The following is a 23,538-nucleotide window of genomic DNA, read 5'->3' as shown; positions in this document are numbered from 1 at the left end:
CCGTACCATGCCGCGCGACATGCGCCGCGCGGCATGGCCCGCTCAGCGAGCAGCGGCGCGCCCCGCCGGCGCACGCGCCACGATGGCAAGCGCGCACGCGTACGACGCCACGCCCAGCGCGAACGGCCATCCCGCCGCGGCCGCGCGGCCGCCCGTGCGCGCGGCCGCGGCGAGCGCGGCCGACCCGAGGAGCGGCGCGATCGCCCCGACCAGACTGACGAGCGACGCGAGACCGCCCTGCAGTTCGCCTTGATGCCGGCCGGACGCATGGCGCGACAACTCGGCGCGCAGCGCGGGGTCGGCCACGAGTCCCAGTGCCTGGGCCATCATCCCCGCGTACGTGAGCCATGGAGACGAAGCAGCGAAATAGCACAGATACGCGACCGCACAACAGCCGTAACCCAGTGCGAGGATCGCTCGGTTGTCGACGCGCGCGGTCAACCGCCGCACGAGATAGCGTTGCGACAGGGCCATCCCGACAGCGAGCGCGGCGAGCGCCCGCGACGCATCGATCACGCTCCATCCGTAACGCGCCTGGTTCGCGAGCACGAAGCAGCTCTGGAACACGCCGTATGCGGCCCAGGTCAGCAGTAACGCCAGCAGGTACGGACGCAGCGTTTGGTTGCCGAACAGCGCGCGCAGGCTGCCCAAAGGCTGCGCACGGCGCCAGTCGAACGTTCGCCGGTGCGCGGCAGGCAGGCTTTCCGGCAGCCACGATGCGACGTACGCCGCATTCAGCGCGGCCAGCGCGCCGGCGATCGCGAACGGCAGGTACGGGTCGAACGACGCGAGCCAGCCGCCAGCGACCGGGCCAGCCACGAGTCCGACCGCGATGACCCCGCCCGCGCTGCCGTACAGATGCGTGCGGCGCTCGCCGTCGCTGACATCGGCCAGATACGCCATCACGGTCGACACGTTCGCGGCGGCGGCACCGCCGAGCGCGCGGCCGATCAGCAGCGACGCCAGACCGCCACCGAACGCGACGGTCCAGTGGCTCGCCGCGATGCCGACGAGCGCGGCCAGCAGCACCGGGCGGCGTCCGTACCGGTCGCTGAGCGCGCCCAGCATCGGTGCGCACAGGAACTGCATTGCCGAGTAGGACGCGATCGCCGCGCCCAGCACGAGCGAAACGCGCGCGGGCGACAGGCCCGCGAGCCCCGCGACGAGCGTCGGCAGCACCGGCATCGCCAGCCCCGTGCCGAGAACGTCGAGCGCGAGGATCGCGAGCACCACGCGCACCGCGCGCGTGCCGCCGTGCCCGGCAGGCGGCGCGCCGTTGACGTGCGGTTGCGCGCTCATCGCTCGAACGCCTGCAGGCGATCGGCCAGCGGCAGCGCGATCGCATGGGCGTGCACGTCGGACAGGCACGTGAAGTGATCGCCCGGCACGTCAATGCATTCGACCGGTGCGCGACTGAATGCCTCCCACCCCCACGCGGGCGTCTGCCGGATCTCCGGCAGATTGATGCCCGACGGCATCGAATCGACCGCCCGGAACAGCACGAACGACCAGTCCGACGGTTGCTTCGGCGGGTCGTAAGCCATTCCGAACGCCGCGGCCGCGCGATAGACGTTGAAGATGCCGCCGATGCTGCCGTCGTCGGCGCGCGCGTCGATCAGCCCGTGAGCCTGGAGCTGCGTCTTCAGGAAGCGCAGGCGTTCTTCGTGCGATGCGGCTTCGAGACGCGCCAGCATATCGCGCGTCACGTCGACTGGCTTGCCCGAGTAGCGTCCGAAAATGCCCAGCAGCGAACCGACTACCTGGGCATCGGTCGGCGTCGTCATGCGCAGGTACGGCGGCGCAGCGGAGTCGAACAACGCGATCAGGCCGGGGGGCTCCCCTTCGGCGTCGAGCCGTCGCGCCATCTCGAGCGCGACCTTGCCGCCGAGCGAATGGCCGCCCAGCAGATACGGCCCGTGAGGCTGAACGGTGCGGATGCAGCGCACGTAGTGCTCGGCCATCGCCTCGACGCTATCGTGCGGTTCGGCCTTGCCGTCGAGCCCGAGGCACTGCAGACCGTAGAACGGCCGCGCCGCGCCCATCGCGCGTGCGAGCGGCAGCACCTGGGTAACGTTGCCGCCCATGCCCGGTACGCAGAAGAACGGCGTCCCGGCACCCGTACGCTGCACGGGCACGAGGCAGTAGCGCACGTGCGCGTCATCCTCGCCGCGGGTCGTATCGGCCGCGTCCGGCGCGCCGAGCGACCGCGCCATCCGTTCGATCGTAGGCTCGTCCAGAAACTCGGCAAGCGTCAGGCAATTCGCAAAGCGCTCCCGCACGCGCGATATCAGCTGCGCGCCGAGCAACGAGTGCCCGCCCAGCGTGAAGAAATTGTCGGTCACGCCGGGCAGTTCGCCGCCCAGCAGCTCGCGCCAGAGTTGCGCCAGCTCGCGCTCGACGTCGTTGCGCGGTGCGATCCGCTCGTCGACGGGCGGCGCCGCATGCGCGCCGCCGCGCTCGCCGCGCGCATCGGTGCCGCCCGCGAGGCGGCGCAGCCACACCTCGACGTCCTCGGCCTTGCTCACCGCGATTTGCGCGCCATCGTGCGCGAGCGCGATGTCGAACACGCGGCAGCCCTCGTCGTTCAGCAGACCGTGGGCCGCGTCGATCGGCGTCTGGTTCGGATGAGCACGATCGTATGCGACCCGCATGCCGACCTCGGCCCAGGCATCCCAGTTGATCGAGACGACCGGCAGCCCGTCGTGGCGCGCCGCATGCGCGACCGCGTCGAGATACGCGTTCGCCGCCGCGTAGTCGGCCTGGCCGAGACCGCCGACGAGCGCCGCCAGCGACGAACACAGCAGCACGAAATCCGGCCGGTGCGCGCGCAGCGCATCGAGCAACGCGTCCGTGCCGAGCGTCTTCGGCGCCAGCACGCGCGCCCATGCTGCCGGCTCGCCGAGCTGGACAGGCCCGCTGGCCTCGATCCCCGCCGCGTGGATCGCTCCGTCGATGCGGCCGCAGCGTGCGGCGATATCCGCCAGCGCCGCGGCCCACGCGCGAGGTTCGCCGCAGTCGGCCTGCACGAGCGTCACGTCGGCGCCGAGCGCACGCAGCGCGGCAGTCGCCGCCGCGACGTCCGGCCGCGACGCATCGACCGTGCGCGATACCAGGAACAGGCGCGGCGCGGCGACTCGGCGCGCGATATGCTCGGCAAACGTCAACCCCATGCCGCCCAGGCCGCCCGTGATCACGTACGCGCCACCGTCGACCAGCACAGGCGTCGCGTCCACGTCGGGCAGCGCCCGGAAGCCCGGCTCGTGGAACGTGCCGTCGCGCAGCGCGAGCGTCGGCACGAGCGGCGCCGGCGAGCCGGCGTCGGCGCGCGCAAGCAGCCCGCGCAGCGCCGCATGATCGGCATCGCCCGGCTCGGCCGGAAGATCGACGTGGCGACAGCGCAGATGCGCGAACTCCCGGCTCGCTGCACGCAGTGCGCCGACCAGCGCGGCTTGCACGCCGCTCGGCCGTTCGCCGGCACGCACGGCGCAGGCGCCCGTGGTGACGAGCGTCAGAACCGTGCCGGATGCGGCTTGCGGGCCGAACGTCTGCAACAGGCGCATCAGATCGTCGAAGCGCTCCACCGCCGAACGGCGATCGTCGGCGCCGACGCAATACAGGATCTGCGCCGGCCGGGAATTCCGTTCGAACGCGCGCGCATGGCCGTAACCGTCGCCGGCCTCGGGCGCGTGCGTGCCGCGCGCATCCTCGTCGACCAGGATGCTGCCGTGCGGTGCATGCGTCGCGATCGCGTCGCGCATCGACTTGCCGCGTGCGACGATCGTCCAGGCCGCATCGGGCAACGCATCGCCGCGCGGCGGCAGTGCGGGCCGCCATGCGGGGCGCGAGCACCATGCGGCCGGCGACGAGCGGTCGGCCGCCGCCGCGGGCGCACGCTCGTCGCGCAGCGTGAAGCCCTCCACCTCGACGAGCGCGGGCCCGACGCCTCCCGCCTCGTCGAGCGCGAACAGCGTCACATCGAAGACGTTCTCGCGCACGCGGCGCGCATGGCTGAACAGCCGCGCGGTCAACGGTGCATGGAGCGACAGCCTGCGATAGTGGAACGGCAGCCGCGCGCCGCGGTTTTCCAGCGTCGACAGGAAACCGGTGGCCATGTCGAGCAACGCCGGATGCAGCGGGGTATTCTCCAGGTCGGCCGCGAACGCGGGATCGAGCTCGAGCTGCGCGACCCCTTCGTCGTCGGCGAGCCACAACGCGCGGAAACAATGCCAGCGCGGGCCGAACAGCGCGAGCCGGTCGTCGAGCGCGGCGCGCGCGGCGGGACTCGCGAGCGTGTCCGCACGCTGCGCGAGCACGTGCTCGAACCGGGCCGGCGGAGCCGGCATCTGGTCGGCATCGGCGATCGTGCCTTGCGCGTGCACGGTCCACGCCGCCGCATCGTCCGCGGCGGCGGAAGTGACTGCGAAGTCCTGAACACCGCCGTCCGCGCCGCCGAAGCTCACGCGCACGATACGTGCGCCGTGCGCGTCGTCGAGCACGAGCGGCGCCGGGAAATAGACGTCGCTCAATGCAATCCGCGGCCCGTGTCCCATCCGCTCGAATGCGCCTCGCACGAGCTCGAGACAGCCGGTGCCGGGCAGCACCGGCTTGCCGTCGAACACGCGATGCTCGTCGACGACCCACCACGACGGCGGCAATGCAAGCTCGTACGTGCGCCGCCCGCCGGCAACACGCCGCCAGTGACGGTAAAGCGCAGGCGGCCCGCTTCGCTCGACCGGCGCGTCGATCCAGTGTCGTGCGCGCGCGAACGGATAAGCCGGCAGCGGCACGCGCCGCGCGGCGTTGCTGCCGCACGCGCGGCGCCAGTCGACGCGTGCACCCAGCCGCCACAATGTGGCGATCGCATGCGCGAAGGTCGACACGTCATCCGAACGATCGCGCGGATGACGGCCGCAGCCGAGCACATCGTATGCCCGGCCGTCCGCCTCCAGCGCGGTGCGCAGCGTCCGCCCCGGGCCTACTTCGACGAGCAGCGGCGCATCGAACGCGTCGTGCAACGTCGCGATCCCGTCGGCGAAACGCACCGTGTCGCGCAGGTGCGATGCCCAATAGCCGGCGTGGTTGGAGGCGTCGAGCGACAACCAGGCGCCGGTGCGGTTCGATATGACGGGCACCGTGCTCGCCTGCACCGGAATCCGGGCGACGATGGCCTCGAGCGCCTGCGCGGCCGCCGCCATCCGGTGCGAATGAAATGCGTGCGACGTCGCAAGCGGCTGGCTCTGCACGCCTGCCTCGGCAAGCGCTTGCCGCAGCCGCTCGATCGCCTCGGTCCCGCCGGCCAGCACGCACTGGTTGCGACCGTTGACGGCCGCCAGCTCCACGTCCGCGTCGAGCCAGCGCGCGCATGCGTGCTCGTCCAGCGCGACGGCAAGCATCGCGCCGCGATCGGCGGCCTGCATGAGGCGTCCGCGCGTCGCGACGATTGCGAGCGCATCCGCCAGCGTGTAGTAGCCGCCGACGCACGCGGCCACCAGCTCGCCGAGACTGTGGCCGATCAGCGCGTCCGGCTCGACACCGCGTGCGCGCAGCAGCATCGCGCACGAATAGTCGACGGCGAACAGCGCCGGTTGCGCGATACCCGTCTCGCGCAGCCCGGCGGACGCATCGGTCTCCCTGCCGGGGTCCGGGTACATGGCCGCGAGGATGTCGAGCCCGTGCTGTGTGCGCAGCAGCGCCGCGCATTCGTCCAGCGCGTCGCGGAACGCCGGTTCGCGTTCATAGAGCCCCTTCAGCATCCCGATATGCTGCGCCCCCTGACCGGGGAACATGAACACGACCGGGCGATTCTCTCGCGGCTCACCCGCCGGCGCATCCCACGGCGCGTCCAGCGCCGTGCATGCGGCCTCGCGCGTCGCGCACACGATCGTGTCGCGCACCGGCAATCGCGCACGGCCCGCGCCGAGCGAGAACGCGACGTCTGACAGCCGCGCGGACGACGCGCGCAGGTGCGCGGCCAGGCGGCGACGCATGCGTCGAAGCGCGGCCGGCGTGCGGGCCGACAGCGGCAGAACCTGCACGCCAGCATCGGGTGCGTCGGGCGACGGCAACGGCCGCGGCGGCGGCGCCTCGACGATCACGTGCGCATTGGTGCCGCCGATCCCGAACGAGCTGACGCCCGCGCGACGTGGCCAGGGTGCATCGGGCCACGTGTACCGCTCGGTGTTGATATGAAACGGGCTGCCCTCGAGATCGATCTCGGGATTCGGTTTCGTAAAATATGGCATCGGCGGCACCTCGCCGTGCTCGACGGCGAGAACGGCCTTCACGAAGCCGACGATCCCTGCCGCCGCATCGAGATGCCCGAGGTTCGCCTTAAGCGAGCCGAGCGCGCACCGGCGGCCGGCCGGCCATGCGCCGTTCGGGGCATAGGCCTGCGTGAGCGCGCGGAATTCGACCGGATCGCCAAGCCGCGTGCCGGTACCGTGCGCTTCCACGTACCCGACCGTGTCGGCCGGCACGTCGGTATCCCGCAGCGCGGCCGCGATGACGCCGGCCTGCCCGGCGACGCTCGGCGCGGTGTAGCTCACCTTGCCGGCGCCGTCGTTGTTGATCGCCGAGCCCCGGATCACCGCATGCACGTGATCGCCGTCCTCCAGCGCCTTCGCGAGCGGCTTGAGCATGACGACCGCGCAGCCGCTGCCGCCCGTCGTGCCGGACGCATCGGCGTCGAACGGCCGGCACCGGCCGTCCGTCGAGATGATGCTGTCCGGCATGGGTCGATAACCGTAATACTCTGCCTCGAGCGACACGCCGCCGACGAGCGCCATCTCGCAGTCGCCCGCGCGCAGGCTCGCGCAAGCGGCATGCACTGCCACGAGCGAGGACGAGCAGGCGGTCTCGACGGTCACGGCCGGGCCGGCCAGGCCCAGCTTGTACGCGACGCGGGTGGCGAGGAAGTCGCGGCCGTTGCCGAGCAGCCACTGGATGTTCTCGAGCTTCAGTTCGCGTCTGCGCGGATAGACGTTGTCGAGCAGATAGTGGCTCGTGCCGGCGCTCGCGAACACGCCCACCCGGGCGCCGCGCGCGGCACCATAGCCGGCCGCCTCGGCAGCCTCCCACGCACACTCGAGAAACAGTCGCTGCTGCGGGTCCATCAGCGCCGCTTCGCGAGCGGAGTAGCCGAAGAACTCGGCGTCGAAGCCGTCCACGTCCTCGAGCCGGTTGCCGAGCCCGACGAAGTCCGGCTGCGCGCGCGTCTGCGCATCGACGCCGTGTTCGGCGAGCAGTTCGTCGCTGAAGTGCAGCGTCGACTCGACGCCGTCGAGCAGGTTGTCCCAGAAGGCCTGCAGATCGGGAGCGCCGCAGAAGCGGCCCGCCATCCCGATCACCGCGATCGCGCGATCGCTTGCCGGCGGCACGGCGGCCGGCGCATCGGCCGCGGCCGGAGCCTGCGCCGGCGCATCGTCGGCCTCGGCTTCGGCCACGCTCACGCGGTTGCGCTCCAGGTGCGCGACCAGTGCGCGCAACGTCGGATGCTCGAACAGGTCGGCAATCGCGATCCGAGTCGCAAACGCGTCCTCGAGGCGCTTGCGCATCTCGACGATCCGCAGCGAATGCCCGCCGAGATCGAAGAAATTGCTGTCGGGCTCGACGTCGTCGCGTTCGAGCACGGCTTGCCAGATCGCTTTCACGTGCGCGAGGAGCCGGCGGCCGCCGGTCGGCACACGTTCGCCCTGCACCGGAGCAGTTGCTGCCGGTGGCGCCGAAGCATCGCCGGCCGGTGCGTCCGCGACGGGCGCGACGGGCGCGACAGGCGCGACCGGCCCGGCCGCCTGGGCGGCGAGCGCGTTGCGGTCCACCTTGCCGGTACGCGCGCGCGGCAGATCGGGCAGCCTCACGAGGCGCTCCGGAACAAGATGGGCCGGCAATTGCTGCGCAAGCCGCGTGCGCACCTCGCCTTCCGCGGGTTCGCCCACGTAGTAGCCGACCAGGATCCGATGCCCGTTCGCATCGAACGGCGCGAGCACGACGCCCTGCGTGATCCCCGGCAGCGCGTTCAGGCGCGCCTCCACCTCGCCCGGTTCGACCCGGAAGCCGCGGATCTTGACCTGCGCGTCCGCGCGTCCGACGTACGTCAGGCTGCCGTCCGGCTGGCGGATCACGTAGTCGCCGGTCCGGTAGCGGCGCGCGCCGGGCTCGCTTGAACGCGGATCCGGCACGAAGCGGCGCGCGGTCTCCTCGTCGAGGTTCAGGTAGCCGGCCGCCACGCCCTCGCCGCCGATGTACAGCTCACCGGGCACGCCGCACGGCAACGGATGGCCGTAGCGATCGAGCACCTCGAACGTCACGTTCGCCAGCGGTCGCAACACCAGCGCGCCGCGGGCATCCCAATAGTCGGTCGCCGATGCGTAGATCGTCGTCTCGGTCGGCCCATAACCATTGATGAAGCGCCGGCCTTGCGCCCACTCCCGCGCGATGTTCGCCGGACAGGCCTCGCCCGCGGCCACGATCGTCGCAAGCTCCGGCAACTCGGCGTACGGCAGCAGGCGTAGCGCGGTCGGCGTGATCTGCAGATGCGTGATCCGCTCGGCGCGCAGCAGCCCGAGCAGCTCGGGCCCCGGCAGCAGCCGGGCGGCGGGCGCGAACACGAGCGTCGCGCCCGACACGAGCACCGGAAACACTTCGCCGCACACGCCGTCGAAGACGGGCGAAAAATACTGCAGCTGGCGCGCGCCCGGATGCAGCCCGACGGACGCTGCGAATGCGTGCGCGGTATTGAGCAGGTTGCGCCGCGTCACCATCACGCCTTTCGGACGTCCGGTCGAGCCCGACGTGTAAAGCACGTACGCGAGATCGGTCGGCGCGTGCACGAGACCCGGCGCGCGCACGGCCGGCGCGCGGTCGTCGTCGATATCGTCGGCGATCAGTGTCGTCACGCCGAGCGCGGCGCAGCGCGACGCGAGGTCGCGCTGGGCGACGACCAGCCGCACGCCGGCGTCGGCCACCGTGTAGCCGAGACCTCCGTCGACCGTGTCGTCGGGATTCAGCGGCACGAACGCGCAGCGCGCCTTCAGCGCGCCGAGCATGCCTGCAACGAGATAGGGATGGCGTCCGGTGAACAGCCCGACATGCGTGCCGGGCGTCGCGCCGTGCGCGCGCAGCGCGCCGGCGATCCGGTTCGCGAGTTGGTCGAGCTGCGCGTAGGTCCAGCGCCGTGCGTCGAACTCCAGCGCAATCGCGTCCGGCGTCGCCGCCGCGTGCGCTTCCAGTTGCGCGATCACGTCACCCGTCGCGCCGAAATCGCGCCGCGTCCCACGGCACGCGTCCGTCAATGCCGCGTATTCGTCGGCCGGCAGCATCATCACGTCCGACACGGTCTGGCCGGCATCGGCCAGCAGATTGCGCAGCAATTCGCCGAAATGGCGCGCGAGCCCGCCCACAAATGCGCGCGCGTAGCGTGACGTACGGTACTTGAAGCTGCCGCCGAGCGATGCGCCGTCGAATGCGCGCACTTCGACCATCAGGTCGAGCTTGACGTCGGCGGGCGCGACCGCGAGCTCGTCCACCGCCAGCCCCGCCAGGTCGAGCGCGTCGGGCGCCGCACTCTGCACCACCAGCCCGATCTGGAAGAACGGGTGCCGACCCGGCGCGCGAGCCGGATTCAGCGTTTCGACGAGATGATCGAGCGGCACCGACTGTCCGGCGTCGGCCTCGAGCAGCATGCGCCGACTTGCTGCGATAACGTCCGCGAGTCGCATCGGCGCGTCCAACTGCAACCGTACCGGCAACAGATTGACGAAGAACCCCATCAACGCTTCGGCATCCGGATGATCTCGTCCCGCGAACGGGATGCCGATCACGATATCGTCCTGCCCGGTGTAGCGATGCAGCAGGACCGCGAGCGCCGCGTGCATCACCATCGTCGGCGTGCAGTTCAGCCGCTCGCACAGCCGCTTCAGCTGCGGTGCGCACGATGCGGGCAACGCGAAATCGACGTAATCGGCGCCCGGTGCGCCGGCGCCCGGCGCGTCGGTCCGCTCCGGCAGCGGCAGCGCGGACGGCAGATCGCTCAGGCGCTCCCGCCATGCGGCGACGGATTCCGCAAAACCGCTCGTCGCCGTCCGTGCGCGCTGCCACGCCGCGTAGTCCTGATACTGCAACGCGGGCTCGCTCGACACGAGCGCCTCGCCTGCGGCGCACGCCCGATAGGCTTGCGCCAGCTCGCGGCGCAACAGTCCGCTCGACCAGCCGTCGTACGCGATGTGATGCAGCACGATGCACAGCACGTGTTCGTCCGGCGAGACGTGCAGCAGCAATGCGCGGATCGGCCACTCGCGGTCCAGCTCGAACGGACGCGCCGCTTCGCGCGCGAGTCGCTCGTTCACGCACCCCGGCTCGATCGGCTCGACGACGAACGGCACCGGCGCCGGGGCGTCGATCTGCGCAAGCGGCTCGCGGCGCGGATGGCCGGCATCGTCCACCCACGCCTGCACGTCCGCGGTGAAGCGCGTTCGCAGCACCTCGTGGCGCCCGACCACGCGGTTCAGCGCCGCTTCGAGCGCGTCTCGATCCAGGCGGCCGCGCACACGAAACACTTCCGGCATGTTGTACGCCGCGCCCGGCTCCGCCTGCCGGGCGAACCACATACGCCGCTGCGCGAACGACAGGCGCCGGCGCTCGTGGCCGTCCGCGCGCGGAATCGGCGCATCCGCGCGAGCGGCCACGCCTTCCCGGGCAGCCGACATCATGTGCTCCATCACGCGCTCGGCAAGCTGCTCGATCGTGGGCCGCTCGAACACGTCGGCCACCTTCAATTTCACGCCGAACGCATCGTGGACGCGCGTCAGCGCCTGCGTGACGAGCAGCGAATGGCCGCCTCGCTCGAAGAAATTGTCGTGCACGCCGATGCGCGTCGTGCGCAGCAGCGCCTCCCAGTCCTGCGCAAGCCGCGCCTCGAGCGGGTTTCGCGGCGCGACGTACGCATGCGCGAGCGCATCCCAGTCCGGATCGGGCAAGCGCTTGCGGTCGATCTTGCCGTTCGGCGACAGCGGCAGCGCCGGCAACAGGACCAGCGCACGCGGCACCATGTGCTCGGGCAGCCGCGCGCGCAGATGCTCGAACAACGCTTCCCGGGTTGCCCCCGCATCGGCATAACCGACCAGTTCGAGCTCGCCGCCCGGCGCCCCGCGCGCCACGACCGCGCATTCGCGCACGCCCGGATGCTCCGCGAGCACGCTTTCGATCTCGCCGAGCTCGATCCGGAAGCCGCGAACCTTGACCTGGTTGTCGAGCCGGCCGATGAACTCGATCGTGCCGTCCGCAAGATGCCGGCAAAGATCGCCGGTGCGGTAGAAGCGGCGGCCGCCCGGATCGGACACGAAGCGCCCGTCGGCATCGAACCCGCCGACCGGGAAACGTTCGCGGGTCAGCTCCGGCCGATTCAGGTAACCCGACGCGACGGCGCCGCCGCCGATCAGCAGTTCACCGGGCACGCCGAGCGGAACGAGATTCAGTGCGTCGTCGACCACGTACATCGACGTGTTCGGCAACGGCGTGCCGATCGGCATGCTGCGTTCGGACTCGTACCACGCGTCGCGCGGTTCGAAGGTCGCGCTTTCGCACGTGGCTTCCGTCACGCCATACACGCTGAGCACGCGGGTATCCGGCGCGCACAGCGCGCGCAGCTTGCGGTACTCGTGGACGAACCAGACGTCCGCACCGCACGTGACCGCCTGCACCCCGTCCAGGCGCTTGCCGCTGCGTTCGAGATATTCGATCATCTGGCGCACGACGGCCGGCACGAATTCCATCACGGTCGCACGCTCGCGCTCGATCAGCGCATGCAGCGCCTGCGCATCGGTCAGGCTCTCCCTTGGGCACATGATCAGCCGCCCTCCCCCGCCGAGGCCGCGAATCACGTCGCTCATGAACACGTCGAACGTATGGTTCGCCATCTGCAACACGGCCGTCACACCCGGCTGCGTGCGGCCGTAAGCTGCCTCGAATGCATGAAACAGCGACATCCAGCTCCCGTGCGAAACCTCGACGCCTTTTGGGCGACCGGTGGAGCCCGACGTGAAAATCACATAGGCGATGTCGTCGGCGGTCGTCATCGCTCCATCGGGATCGAAGCCCGCGAGCGGTGCGCCCGGCTCGCACACAAGCGCTTCCATCGCGATCGCGGTGCAATCGAACCCTGCGCCATCGCGCGGATGTTCGACGACGATCGCCGCCGGCGCCACGTCGGCGATCAGTGCATCGCGTCTCGCGTCGTCGGGCGACACCGGCACGAACACGGCGCCGGCCTTGTGGATCGCGAGCAGCGCGACGACCACGTCCGGACCATAGCGCCGCAACACGACGACGCGATCGCCGCGCCGCACGCCCGACGCCCGCAATTGCGCGGCCAGCGCCGTCGCTCGCGCGTCGACGTCCGCGTAGGTGGCGCGCCGCTCGCCGTATACCAGCGCCAGCGCACCGCCGTCGCGCTGCGCCGCCTGCTCGAACGCGCGGTGAAACGGCACGAATGGGCGGCCCGGGTCTCGCGCGCCGTCGTTCGCGAGCGCCAGCATCGCGGCCGCGGCCTCGCGCGACAGCAGCGGCGCCGCGTCGATCCGCGCGTCGGGGTCGGTCACCAGGCAACGCAGGATGCGCACGAGGCTGTCGGTCATCTGCTCGACGAGCGCGCCGCCGAGCAGGTCGCAGTCGTACTCGAACGCTGCACGCATGCCGTCGCCGGCGAGTGCCAGCGTGAGGCTGAGATCGTACTTCGCGGTGCAGGAGTCCAGCGTATGCATCCGCGCTTCGATTCCGGCGCCGAAGTCCACCTCGAACCCTTCGGCCGCGAAATCGAACAGCACCTGGAATATCGGCGCATGAGCCAACGAACGCGGCGGCTGGACGGCTTCGACGATCTTCTCGAACGGTACATATGCGTGCTCGAGCGTGTCCAGCACCGTCGCACGCACGCGTTCGAGCACGTCGGAAAAAGTCGGCGTGCCCGATACGTCGACACGGTTGGGCAGTGTGTTCACGAAATAGCCGATCACGTCGTCGCGCTCGAGCGCATAGCGATTCGAAATCGGCGATCCGATCACGATGTCGCCCTCGTGCGTATAGCGGCGAAGCAGCACCGCGAACGCCGCGAGCCCGACCATGTACATCGACAGGCCGCGCGCCCGCGCGACCTCCTTGAGCCCGTTGGCCACATCGAGCGGCACATCGAATTCGATCCGGCGCCCGTTGAAGCGCCGCGCGGCCGGCCGCGGATGATCGAGCGGCAGCGGCAGCACGGCAGGCGCGCCCGACAGCCGGGCCTCCCAATACGCGAGGCCGGCGGCGAGATCCGCGGATGCGGCGTTCGCATCGGCATGCAGGCCGTCGTCGAGCGGCGCGGCGTCCGGTTCGCGGCCGTGTGCGAGTTCGGCATACGCCCGCGCGAGTTCATCGAGGAACAGCTGCAGCGAACGGCCATCGAACACGATGTGATGCACGGTCGCGACGAGACGGTAGTCGTCGTCGGCCACCCGCGCGAGCGTCGCGCGCAACGGAGCATCGCGCTCGAGGTCGAACGGTGCTCGTGCCTGCTCGCTCTCGAGTTCCGCCACGCTCGCCGCCGGATCAGGCAGGCTCGAGAAGTCGACGCGCGTCAGTGCGGCCGGCGCGTCGACGATCTGCACGACCGGCTGGCCGCCGCGGCTCGGAAACCGGCAGCGCAGCGCGGGATGCCGCCGCTGCACGACGTCGAGCGCGCGCGCGAGCGCATCGGGGTCGACACGGCCGGACAGGCGCAACGAGAACGGGACGTTGTAGGTCACCCCGCCACGTTCGAACTGATTCAGGAACCACAGGCTCTGCTGAGCCGCGGACATGCCGGTCGGGCCGGCGGCGATGGACTGGACGGACGTTTCCGCCGGACTTGCGAGATCCATGCATTGCTCCAGGATGGAAGGCGCGCGCCGGTCGGCGCGCGCGGAGGTGCTTCGAGGATGGGAAAGGTTCGGCCGGGCCGGCCGCGGGTCAGACAGCCTGGCCGGCCGCCACGGCGGCGGCCGGCGTCGCGTGGGCCGGGCTGTCGGACAGCGCGCCGGCGAACGACGCGACCGTCGGGAAGCGGAACAGCGTGTCGAGCGACACGCGCCGGCCGAGCGTCTTGCCGAGGCGCGATACGATCCGCATGCCGGCGAGCGAATGGCCGCCGATCGAGAAGAAGTCCTGCTCGCGCTCGATGACGTCGAGTTTCAGCACGTCGGCCCAGACCGCGGCAATCGCCTCTTCCAGCGCACCGGTCGGCGCGGTGCGGCGCACATCCTGCTGGGCGCCCGCGTCCGTTTCCACGGGCGCGAGTGCGTCGCGCAGCGCGCGCTTGTCCAGCTTGCCGCTGGCCGTCATCGGCAGGCGCTCCACGACGTGGACACGCGCGGGCACCATGTAGTCGGGCAGGATATCGACCAGTGCGTCGCGCAGCACGGCCGCGGAGGGCGTCGCGCCGCGCGTGGCCGTGACGAACGCCTCGATCCGCTTGTCCGCCCCTTGCGCGGCCACCACCACCGCGCACTGGGCGACGCCGTCCAGTGCCCGCATGGCCTGCTCGATTTCGCCCGTCTCGATCCGAAACCCGCGAATCTTGATCTGGCTGTCGCGCCGGCCCAGGAACTCGACGCAACCTTCGGCGGTCCAGCGGCCGATGTCGCCGGATCGGAACAGCGTGCGCCCACTCAACCACGGCAGGCTGACAAAGCGTTGCGCCGTCAGGTCGGGCCGCTTCAGATAGCCGTCCGTCACGCCGCCGCCCACGTACAGTTCACCGGGCACGCCTGGCGCGGCCAGATTGCCAAACACGTCGATCACGTACAGGTCGCGATGCGAAATCGGCCGACCGATCAGCGCGCGCGCATCGATATCCTCCGGGCGTTCGAGCGTATATGCCGTCGTGAACACGGTGCCTTCGGTCGGCCCGTAGCACACCGTGAGCGCCCGCCCGCCTGCCGCGAAGAAACCGCGCATCGCGTCGGTCGACACGACGTCGCCGCCGGTCAGCACCTGCCGCGCGTGCCGCAGCGCTTGCGGATGCTGCGCGACCATCTCCTGGAACAACGCGGAAGTGAGCCATATCACGCTCGCCTGCGACGACACGAGCGTATCGGCAAGATCCTCGAGGCTCGCATGCGTGCCAGGCTGCACGATCAGTTGCGCGCCGTTGAGCAGCGCGCCCCAGATCTCGAACGTCGACGCGTCGAACGCGAGCGGCGCGAACATCAGCACGCGGTCGTCCTGCCCGATCTTCACGCAGCTGTCGCTCGTCAGGAAATTCACCACGTCGCGATGGCGGCTCGGCGTCGCCTTCGGCTCGCCGGTCGAACCGGACGTGAACATGTAGTAGCACGGCGCGTCGATGCCTGCGTCGGGCCTGCCGGCATCGCGAATCCCGGCGTACGATCCGAGCGGCACGCGATCGACGCAGTGGGTCGCGACACCGTCTGCGAACGGCGGCGCGTCCGCGTCGACCAACACATGCGCGACTCCGGCTGCACTGACCTGCCAGTCGCGACGCGCGGCGGGCAGTGCCGCATCGAGCGACAAATAGCAGGCCCCCGCTTTCAGGATGCCGAGCAGCGCACCCACCTGCGCGGGCGAGCGGGCCATGCTGACGCCTACCACATCCCCAGGCCGCACACCGCACGCGATCAGGTGCGCAGCGACCTCGCTTCCTTTCGCATCGAGTTCCGCATAGGTCCATACGGACTCGCCGCACCGCACCGCGGGCGCATCGGGCCGTTCGGCCGCCCAGCGCTCGACGAGCGCATGCAGCGTCGCTTCCCGGTACGGCGGCCGCGCGCCTTCCGCCTGCCGGCGCAGTGCGGCGATCTCGCCCGGCTCGCCCACAGCGTCGGCGGCGCCGATGCGCATGTCGAGCGACAGCGCGGCCGCATCGACCAACCGTTCGACCGCCCGCGCGAACGACGCGACAGTCTGCGCCGACAACCCTTCGGAGGTATAAACCGGGGTCGGCGTCGTGCCGCCTGGCGTAACGCACAGCAGCGCGTCGATGCGGGTGCGACCGCCCTGCGTCGCGGCGTGCGACGCGGGCGAGTCGTACGTCACGGCGAACGTCGACTGGAAGCCCGGCGCCGTTGCATGGCCCGTACCCGCGCGCCATTCGGCCGTCGCGACATCCAACGCCTGCGGTGCGCGTGCATGACGCTCAACTGCCTGTCGCCACGCGCGCCCGGCCATTCCGGACAATTCGGCGAATGAGGCGGACGGGTCGACGTGCAGCGCGACCGGCAGCGGCACGGGCAGTGTGCGACCGTCGATGTCCGATGCAAGCCCGATCACGACATCGAGACTGCCGCTGAAGCGCGCGAGGGCCGCCGCATGCAGCGCGAGCGACGCAGCGGCCGGCGCGATCCCGCTCGCGTCGCATGCCGCGTCCAACTGCATGAGCGACTCGGCGCCGCTGGCCGGGTCCTGCCGCCCGGTGTAGAACTCGACGGGCGGCGTCCCGGCGGGTGCATCCGCGATCAGCTCGCCCACCTCCGTGTCGAGTTGCGCGCGCCAGAACGCGACGTCCGCGTCGCCGGCCACGGGCTGCGCATCGTCCGCGCCACCGGCCGGCGCGCCCGCAAGCGCGCCGAGACGGCGATCGGGATCGTCGAGCCAGGCATTCGCGGTCGCGAAGAACGCATTCATCAGCGCGAGCACATCCGCCTCGGCCGCCGCGGACGTCGAATATTCGAGCATGAAGCGCCCACCGGCTTCGGGGCGCGTCTCGTCGTCGAACACGACTATCACGTTCAGATCGAACTTGGCCGAACCATTGCTGAGCCCTTCGAGAATGTCGACGTCCAGCCCGTCGAATTTGAGCTTGCGCGTCATCGAATTATGGAAACTGAACGCGACCTGAATGTACGGCAGCAGATTCGTCGCGCGTTCGGGCTGAAGATCGGCGACCATGCTCGAGAACGGCACGTGCGAATGCGAACATCCGGCGCGGATCTCGTCCTTCACGCGGTCGATCAGGGCAGGCCATTGCATGTCGGGCGACAGCTCGACGCATACCGGCAGCATGTTCACGAGCATGCCGATCGTGTTCTGAATCCCCTGGACGTCTCGATTAGCGACGGCCGTGCCGACGATCTGGCGTGTATTGCCCGAGCGCGCGGCAACCACGGATGCAAACACCGAGAACATCGTCTCGAACAGCGTTGCCTTGCGCTGCGCCGCGTAATGCTTCAGGCGCGTGGCCAGCGCGGCGGGGAACGGCACCGATACCGAACTGCCAACGAAATCGAGATTCGCGACCGGCGCGCCGGCGCGCGGGAACGGCGAATGGCCGTAAGGGGACCATGTCCGCAGGCGTTCCCGCCAGTACGCGCGTCCCGCGAGGCCGGCCGTCGATTCGAGCCACGCACGTTCGAACTCGCAATAGTCGATGAACTGAATGACCGGCTCGAGCGGCGCAAGGTCCTGCCTGCCACGCTCCGCGTTGTAGAAGTGACTCAATTCGCGCAGGAACAAACGAAACGACCAGCCATCGTGAATCAGGTGGTGCTCGATGTGCAGCAGCGCATGATCATGCTCGCTGCGCTTGAACAGAACCCAGCGCACCAGCGGCAGCGTGCCGACGTCGATCTTGGCGCCCGTTTCTACCCTGATCAGCGATTCGATGTACGCGTCGCGCGCGTGCTCGGCCGTCTTCGACATGTCGACGACTGGCACCGTGACGGGCCATGCGGGTTCGATGCGCTGCACCGGCTCGCCGTCGTGCTCGACGAATACCGTCGACAGGCTCTGATGGCGCTGAACGAGCCGCCCGAGCGCACGCTCGAGCGCGCCGATGTCGAGAGCGCCGCGCAGGTTGAGGACCGCCTGGAAGTTGTACGCGATGCTGTCCGGCACCAGCATCTCGAGAAACCACGCCTGCTCCTGCGACATCGACAGCCGCGCCTCCGTTCCCGCCGGGTAGCTGCGGCCGGCGGATTCGCTCAACCGATCAAGGACATTGCCCGTCTCATCGAAATGTTTGCTCACGACCACTCCCTTGTTTTCTCGTTGCTGAAAATTGGCATGCGACCGTACTCGATCGACATGCCTGAAAGTCCGAATCACAATGGAAGAAGAACACGGGACATGGCCGTCTCACAACCTGCGAAATTTCACTGTCAATTTCCACAGCGAAATTTCACAGATGCTGTGCAAAACACGTTCGTATAACTTGGTTCGCATTTCAAAACAGGCAAGGAATCGATATGCGCGAACAGAATACGGGCGTGTTGAGGAAGTTCCGGATAGACGCCGTACTCAAGGCCGATCTCGACCCGCTGTACCGGAAGAACAACTGGCGCGGGCTACTGGGCTGGATGGGCGACCTTGCGACGATCGCCGGCGCGATCTGGATGACAAGGCTGACGCCGTACGCGTATCCGCTGACCGTGCTGATCGTCGGATCCCGCCAGCGCGCACTCGCGTCGCTATTGCACGAAGCGGCGCATCTGACACTCGCACGCAATGGCCGCTTGAATCGTTTCATCGGCGAATATCTTTCCGGTCTCCCGGTTTTTCAGGATTTCGAATCGTATCGCCAGTCTCACGTCATGTCGCATCACCGGTTTCTCGGCGATCCGACGCGCGATCCGGACTACATCTACTATATCGACTCGGGCCTTCAGCGCGCCGAGGATCGATTCGAGTTCTGCTTCGGCCACGTGCTTCGTACCCTGATGTTGCTGAACGTGTTCAGCTACGCCAACTACCTCGTCCGTCATCGCGTTGCGTCGCTGCTCAAATCGCGGCGTGGCGCGATAAAGCTGATCCTGGTCCATGCCTTCCTGTTAGCAGTCCTTGGCATTGCCACGAACCCCGCAGGGTACCTGCTCTTCTGGCTGATTCCGTACCTGACGTCGTTCCAGGTCATCGGGTGGCTATCCGAGGTATCCGAGCACTTCGGCCTGTTCGGCAGGGAAACCGACGAATTGCTGATGACCCGCAACCGATTTCCGTCATGGTGGGAACGCTGGTTCATCGGCATGCATGGCGACAATCTACACCTCACGCATCATCTTCTCGCGGCCATCCCGTACTGGAACCTGCCTGCGGCCCACCGAATCCTGATGCGGGACGAACACTATGCGCGCGCCAACGCCCGCACCGGCGGAATCGTGTCGCGCGGAAGCCACCCGCTGTCGGTAATGGAACAGATCCTCGAAGGCTACAAGGCACCGGCCACCCCGTCTCACGCACCGCAGTCGAACTCATGAGCGTACGTGTAATCGTCCTCGTCGCCCGCATCGCCGCGGCCATGTCCACGCGGTCCTGCCGACAGGATCGACCGATCATGGCGGCACGCATGCGATCCCGTCGTGGTTTGCGCGCGCGGCAGCGTCGTTAGTCGAGAAGTCCGTCGGGCACCTGGCACGCGATTTCAGTCGCGATGCGGCACGAACACGGTGCCGTGTCGGTACCGCACGCTCGGCGAGCGGCTCGCGCCGCGAGTATCGGATCGACCATGTACGCCCGCCGGCGGCGCATCACGTCGGCCTGCGCGAGGTCGGCCCTCCGGTGCCCGGCGGGCGTTTCAAAACAAAGAGACCATCCGCGAGCGCCGATGTACGCGACGCGCGTCAAGATCCCCTCCGGCAATCGCGCTCCGCCGCGCCCATCGCCTCGCCGATCACGCTCGCTTCACTCCCCGCTGCGCGCCGTATCGAAGTGCAATAACTGACAGTTTCTCGTCCGGGCGCTTTTCATTAGATTGGCGACACGATCCCTGCAAAGCCCGCGCCCCGACATGACTCTCACCGACAGCGAAGCACAGCACACGACGACCGCCGCGTACCGGGACATCGCCGAACGCCATGCGCGTTCCGCCCCTTGCGGCGCCTTCCATCGCGACGCATGGGATGCCTTGTCGGACGCGGGACTGTGGCGCCTGCCGGTACCGCGCGAACTCGGCGGCGCGGGCGGCACGTGGCACGACTTCGTCGATGCCTTCGAAGCGGTCGCCGCGGCGCTGCGCTCCGTCGGCTTCGCAATGGCGCTCGCCAATCAGGCGACGCTGATTCGCGCGATCGCCGCATACGGTTCCGACGCGCAGCGCACACGGCATCTGCCGTCGCTGCTGTCCGGCGCCATCGGCGCCACGGCGATCTCCGAGAAAGGTACCGGCACCGAAGTGCGCGCGCTCGAAACGTGCCTCGTTCGCGACGGCGACCACTACCGGCTCGACGGCCACAAGTACAACATCAGCCACGCGCCCGAAGCGCGCCTGATGATGATCGTCGCGACGCTGACCGGCGACGGCAAGCCGGCCACCGCGCTGGTGCTGATCGATCCCGAACGCGCGGGCGTGCGGCGCAGCGCCCCGCAGGCGACGTTCGGCGTCGCGGATCTTCCGATCGGCGATCTCGCGCTGTCCGGCGTGCGCGTCGACGCCGACGAACTGCTCGGCACGCCCGGCGACGGGCTGCGCCTGCTGATGGACATCGCGTCGATGAATCGCGCGCTGTTCGGCCTGCTGTGCGCGAACGTCACCCAGCCGTTTCTCGCCGACGCGCTCGCGCATGCCAGCGGCCGCAAGACGCTCGGCGTCGCGCTGGACGCCCATCAGCACGTGCAGCGCCGGCTGGTGGACGTCCAGGTCGGCATCGAACGCACGCGCTGGACGGCGCGCGCGGCGCTCGATCAACTCGTCGGGCAACGTCCCGAGGCGCTCGCGAACTGTTCGATCGCGAAGCTCGCGGGCGCGCGCGATCTCGCGCAGGCCGCGCTGCACCTGCTCGCGATTCACGGCAGCGACGGCTACCGGCGCGGCCCGCTCGCCACCTTCGTCGCCGACGCGCTGGCGATGGGCTCGGCCGGCGGCACCGAGGAAATGCATTACCGCAACATCTTCAGCCAGATGCAACGACGCGCGGCCGCCACGGCGCGCGCGGCGTGAGCGTTCACCCTTCCATCCCCCTTCAGGAGCTGCCCTTGACTATCCAGACTGGCCTGCGCGCCCGCGCCACTCACCGCGTCGACACGATTTCGCTCGCCGATCAATGGGGAGGCGAAGCGCACGCGCTCGCGAGCCCGATCATGATCATCTTCATCGAACAGACCTGCATGCAGGCGACCGACCATCTGCTGCCGGCCGGGCAGATGACGGTCGGCTACAACTTCGAGATCAAGCATCTCGCGCCGACGCCGCCCGAATGGGAGGTGACGGTCGACGCCGAACTGATCGAGGTCGACGGCCGCATGATGACGTACCGGGTCGAGGTGCGCGACGCGGTGGGCGTCGTCGGCGAAGGCGTGCATACGCGCTGCGCCGTCAGCCGCGACGGCTTCCACCGCCGCCTGGACGAGCGGCGCGACAGCGCGGCGCTCGTGCGCTGACGAGCCGGAGCCTGACCATGATTCCGCTTCCGCTGCAGGGTCTCCGGCTGCCGGTGATTGCGTCTCCGATGCTGATCGCGAGCTATCCCGAGATGGTGCTCGCCCAGTGCAGGAGCGGGATCGTCGGCGCATTTCCGGCGCTCAACGCGCGGCTCAGCGCGCAGCTCGGCGACTGGATCGACACGATCGACGGCACGCTGCGCGCGTACCGGGAGGCCGATCCCGATGCGCCGGTCGGCCCGTACGCGGTCAACCATATCTGCCATCCGTCGAATCCGCGCGTCGAACAGGATCTGCGCATCTGCATCGAGCGCCGCGTGCCGCTGATGATCACGAGCCTGCGCGCGCCGTCGCGCGACGTCGTCGACGCGATCCACGCCTATGGCGGGATCGTGCTGCACGACGTCACGACGGTGCGACATGCGCAGAAGGCGCTGGAAGCCGGCGTCGACGGCCTCGTCCTCGTCGCGGCGGGCGCGGGCGGCCACGCCGGCACGCTGTCGCCGTTCGCGCTGGTCACGGAAGTGCGGCGCTTCTACGACGGCTTCATCGCACTGTCCGGCGCGATCGCGACGGGCGACGCGATCGCCGCCGCGCGCGCGCTCGGCGCCGACTTCGCGTACATCGGCACGCGCTTCCTGGCGTCGCACGAAGCCAACGTGGTGCAGCGCTACAAGGACACGATCGTCGAAGCCAGCGCTGCCGACATCGTCTACACCGATGCATTCACCGGCGTCCACGGCAACTACCTGCGCCAGAGCATCGAGGCGGCCGGGCTCGACGCGCGCCGGCTCGCACGGGTCGACGGCGCGCAGCTCGATTTCTCGCCGGACGGCGGCGCGAAGCAGTGGCGCGACATCTGGGGGGCCGGCCAGGGCGTCGGCGCGATGGACGCGGTGCTCAGCGTGGCCGACATCGTCGAACGCCTCGCGGCCGAATACGCGCGCGCCGTCGCACGCATGCAGCCGGGCGCGGCGGCGCACGTCGCCGCGCACCGGCCGGCCGTTTCCCCCGCTTCACGGATCGACACGCCATGACGCCGACCGAACTTGCCGCGCCGTCGTCCGTCGACGATGCGATCGCACGACGCCGCGCGCGGATCGACGTGATCGACGACCAGCTTCTCGAACTGATCGGCCAGCGCATCGCTCACGCAACCGAGATCGGTCATCTCAAGCGGCATGCGGGGCTCGCGGTGCGGCAGCCCGCCCGCGAAGCGTCGATCGTGGCCGAGCTGTGCACGCGCGCGCCGTGGGGGCTGCGCGACCGCGACCTGCGCGCCATCTGGCAGACGCTGTTCAGCGCGAGCCGTGACGCGCAAGCGCTGCCGTCCGTCGCGTTCCTCGGCCCGTCGGGCACCTACACCGAAACCGCGATGCTGCGTCATTTCGGCGAATTCGCCCGCGGGCAGGCGCACGAGACGATCGACGCCGTATTCGACGCGCTCGCGCGCGGCGACGCGGAATGCGCGGTCGTACCGATCGAGAATTCGTCCGAAGGCGCCGTGACCCGCACGCTCGACCTGCTGATCGCGCAGGCGGCGAGCGTCACGGGCGAGATCGAACTGCCGGTCGCGCACTGCCTGCTGAGCGCCAGCGGATCGCTCGCCGGCGTCGACAGCGTGGTCGGCCATCCGCAGGCGCTCGCGCAATGCCGCGAGTGGCTCGACGCGCATGCGCCCGGCCTGCGCCGCATCCCGGTGTCCAGCAACGCGGTGGCCGCGCGCGAGGCGGCGCACCTGTATGACTGCGCGGCGATCGCCGGTGAGCCCGCGGCCGCGCTTTACGGACTGCGAATCGTTGCCAGCGCGATCCAGGATCACCCGGACAACCACACGCGCTTCGTGATCGTCGGTGGCCAGGCGCCCGCGCCGACCGGCCACGACCGCACGAGCATCGTGCTGCGGCCGACCGATGCGCCCGACGCGCTCGCGCGCGTATTCGACGCGCTCGCCCGACACCGCGCCCCGCTGCTGTGGGTCGGCGTGCGCCCGGCACGCGGCGCCGGCCATGCGTATCGGTACTGCATCGATTTCGGCGGGCACCTGCTCGATCCGAACGTGCGCGCGGCGCTCGACGAGATGGCGCTCGCCGCGTCCGAGCTGCGCGTTCTCGGCGCCTATCCGCGAGCCGCGGGTTGTCCCGACCGGCACGCCGACGGCCCGGCCGCATCATGACGACGGCGCCCGCTTCGTCCCGCGTC

At 69.8% G+C, this 23,538-nt stretch carries 8 protein-coding genes; 5 read left to right on the top strand and 3 right to left on the bottom strand.

Going from position 1 to position 23,538, the window contains the following annotated elements:
- Positions 1–42: 42 nt before the first annotated feature.
- From C5F75_RS19300 to C5F75_RS19290, 3 genes are all read right to left on the bottom strand, one after another.
- Positions 43–1,299, bottom strand: coding sequence for an MFS transporter (locus C5F75_RS19300; RefSeq protein WP_104012610.1), 1,257 nt, complete (start codon positions 1,297–1,299; stop codon positions 43–45).
- A complete protein-coding gene (locus tag C5F75_RS19295; protein WP_104012609.1) occupies positions 1,296–13,889 on the bottom strand; it encodes a non-ribosomal peptide synthetase/type I polyketide synthase in 12,594 nt (4,197 codons plus the stop codon). The genes C5F75_RS19300 and C5F75_RS19295 overlap by 4 nt, the downstream gene beginning before the upstream one ends.
- Before the next feature lie 88 nt (positions 13,890–13,977).
- Positions 13,978–17,991 carry an amino acid adenylation domain-containing protein gene (locus tag C5F75_RS19290; RefSeq protein WP_104012646.1) on the bottom strand — a complete coding sequence of 1,338 codons (4,014 nt, stop codon included), beginning with the start codon at positions 17,989–17,991 and terminating at the stop codon, positions 13,978–13,980.
- A 218-nt stretch (positions 17,992–18,209) separates the two neighbouring features.
- Here C5F75_RS19290 and gntB point away from each other — a divergent pair, with 218 nt between their 5' ends.
- The 5 genes from gntB to pheA all read left to right on the top strand — a co-directional run bounded on the left by gntB (position 18,210) and on the right by pheA (position 23,512).
- Complete coding sequence (gene gntB, locus C5F75_RS19285) at positions 18,210–19,217, top strand: guanitoxin biosynthesis L-arginine gamma (S) hydroxylase (protein WP_104012608.1); 1,008 nt, start codon at positions 18,210–18,212, stop codon at positions 19,215–19,217.
- A 530-nt stretch (positions 19,218–19,747) separates the two neighbouring features.
- Complete coding sequence (locus C5F75_RS19275) at positions 19,748–20,896, top strand: acyl-CoA dehydrogenase family protein (RefSeq protein ID WP_059584621.1); 1,149 nt, start codon at positions 19,748–19,750, stop codon at positions 20,894–20,896.
- Between the two features lie 35 nt (positions 20,897–20,931).
- The gene (locus tag C5F75_RS19270; RefSeq protein WP_059584619.1) at positions 20,932–21,336 is read left to right on the top strand and encodes a thioesterase family protein; all 405 of its coding nucleotides are present in this window, start codon (positions 20,932–20,934) and stop codon (positions 21,334–21,336) included.
- A 17-nt stretch (positions 21,337–21,353) separates the two neighbouring features.
- The gene (locus tag C5F75_RS19265) at positions 21,354–22,373 is read left to right on the top strand and encodes an NAD(P)H-dependent flavin oxidoreductase (RefSeq protein WP_081075380.1); all 1,020 of its coding nucleotides are present in this window, start codon (positions 21,354–21,356) and stop codon (positions 22,371–22,373) included.
- Entirely contained in the window at positions 22,370–23,512 is a 1,143-nt protein-coding gene (gene pheA / locus C5F75_RS19260) for a prephenate dehydratase (RefSeq protein WP_104012607.1), read from the top strand. Before C5F75_RS19265 ends, pheA begins: the two co-directional genes overlap by 4 nt.
- Positions 23,513–23,538 lie beyond the last annotated feature (26 nt).

The sequence above is a fragment of the Burkholderia anthinoferrum genome (genome assembly GCF_002925705.1).
GTDB classification, from domain to species: Bacteria; Pseudomonadota; Gammaproteobacteria; order Burkholderiales; family Burkholderiaceae; genus Burkholderia; species Burkholderia semiarida.
Note: the sequence above shows the minus strand (reverse complement) of the source record. Positions and strands in the feature narration are given on the sequence as shown.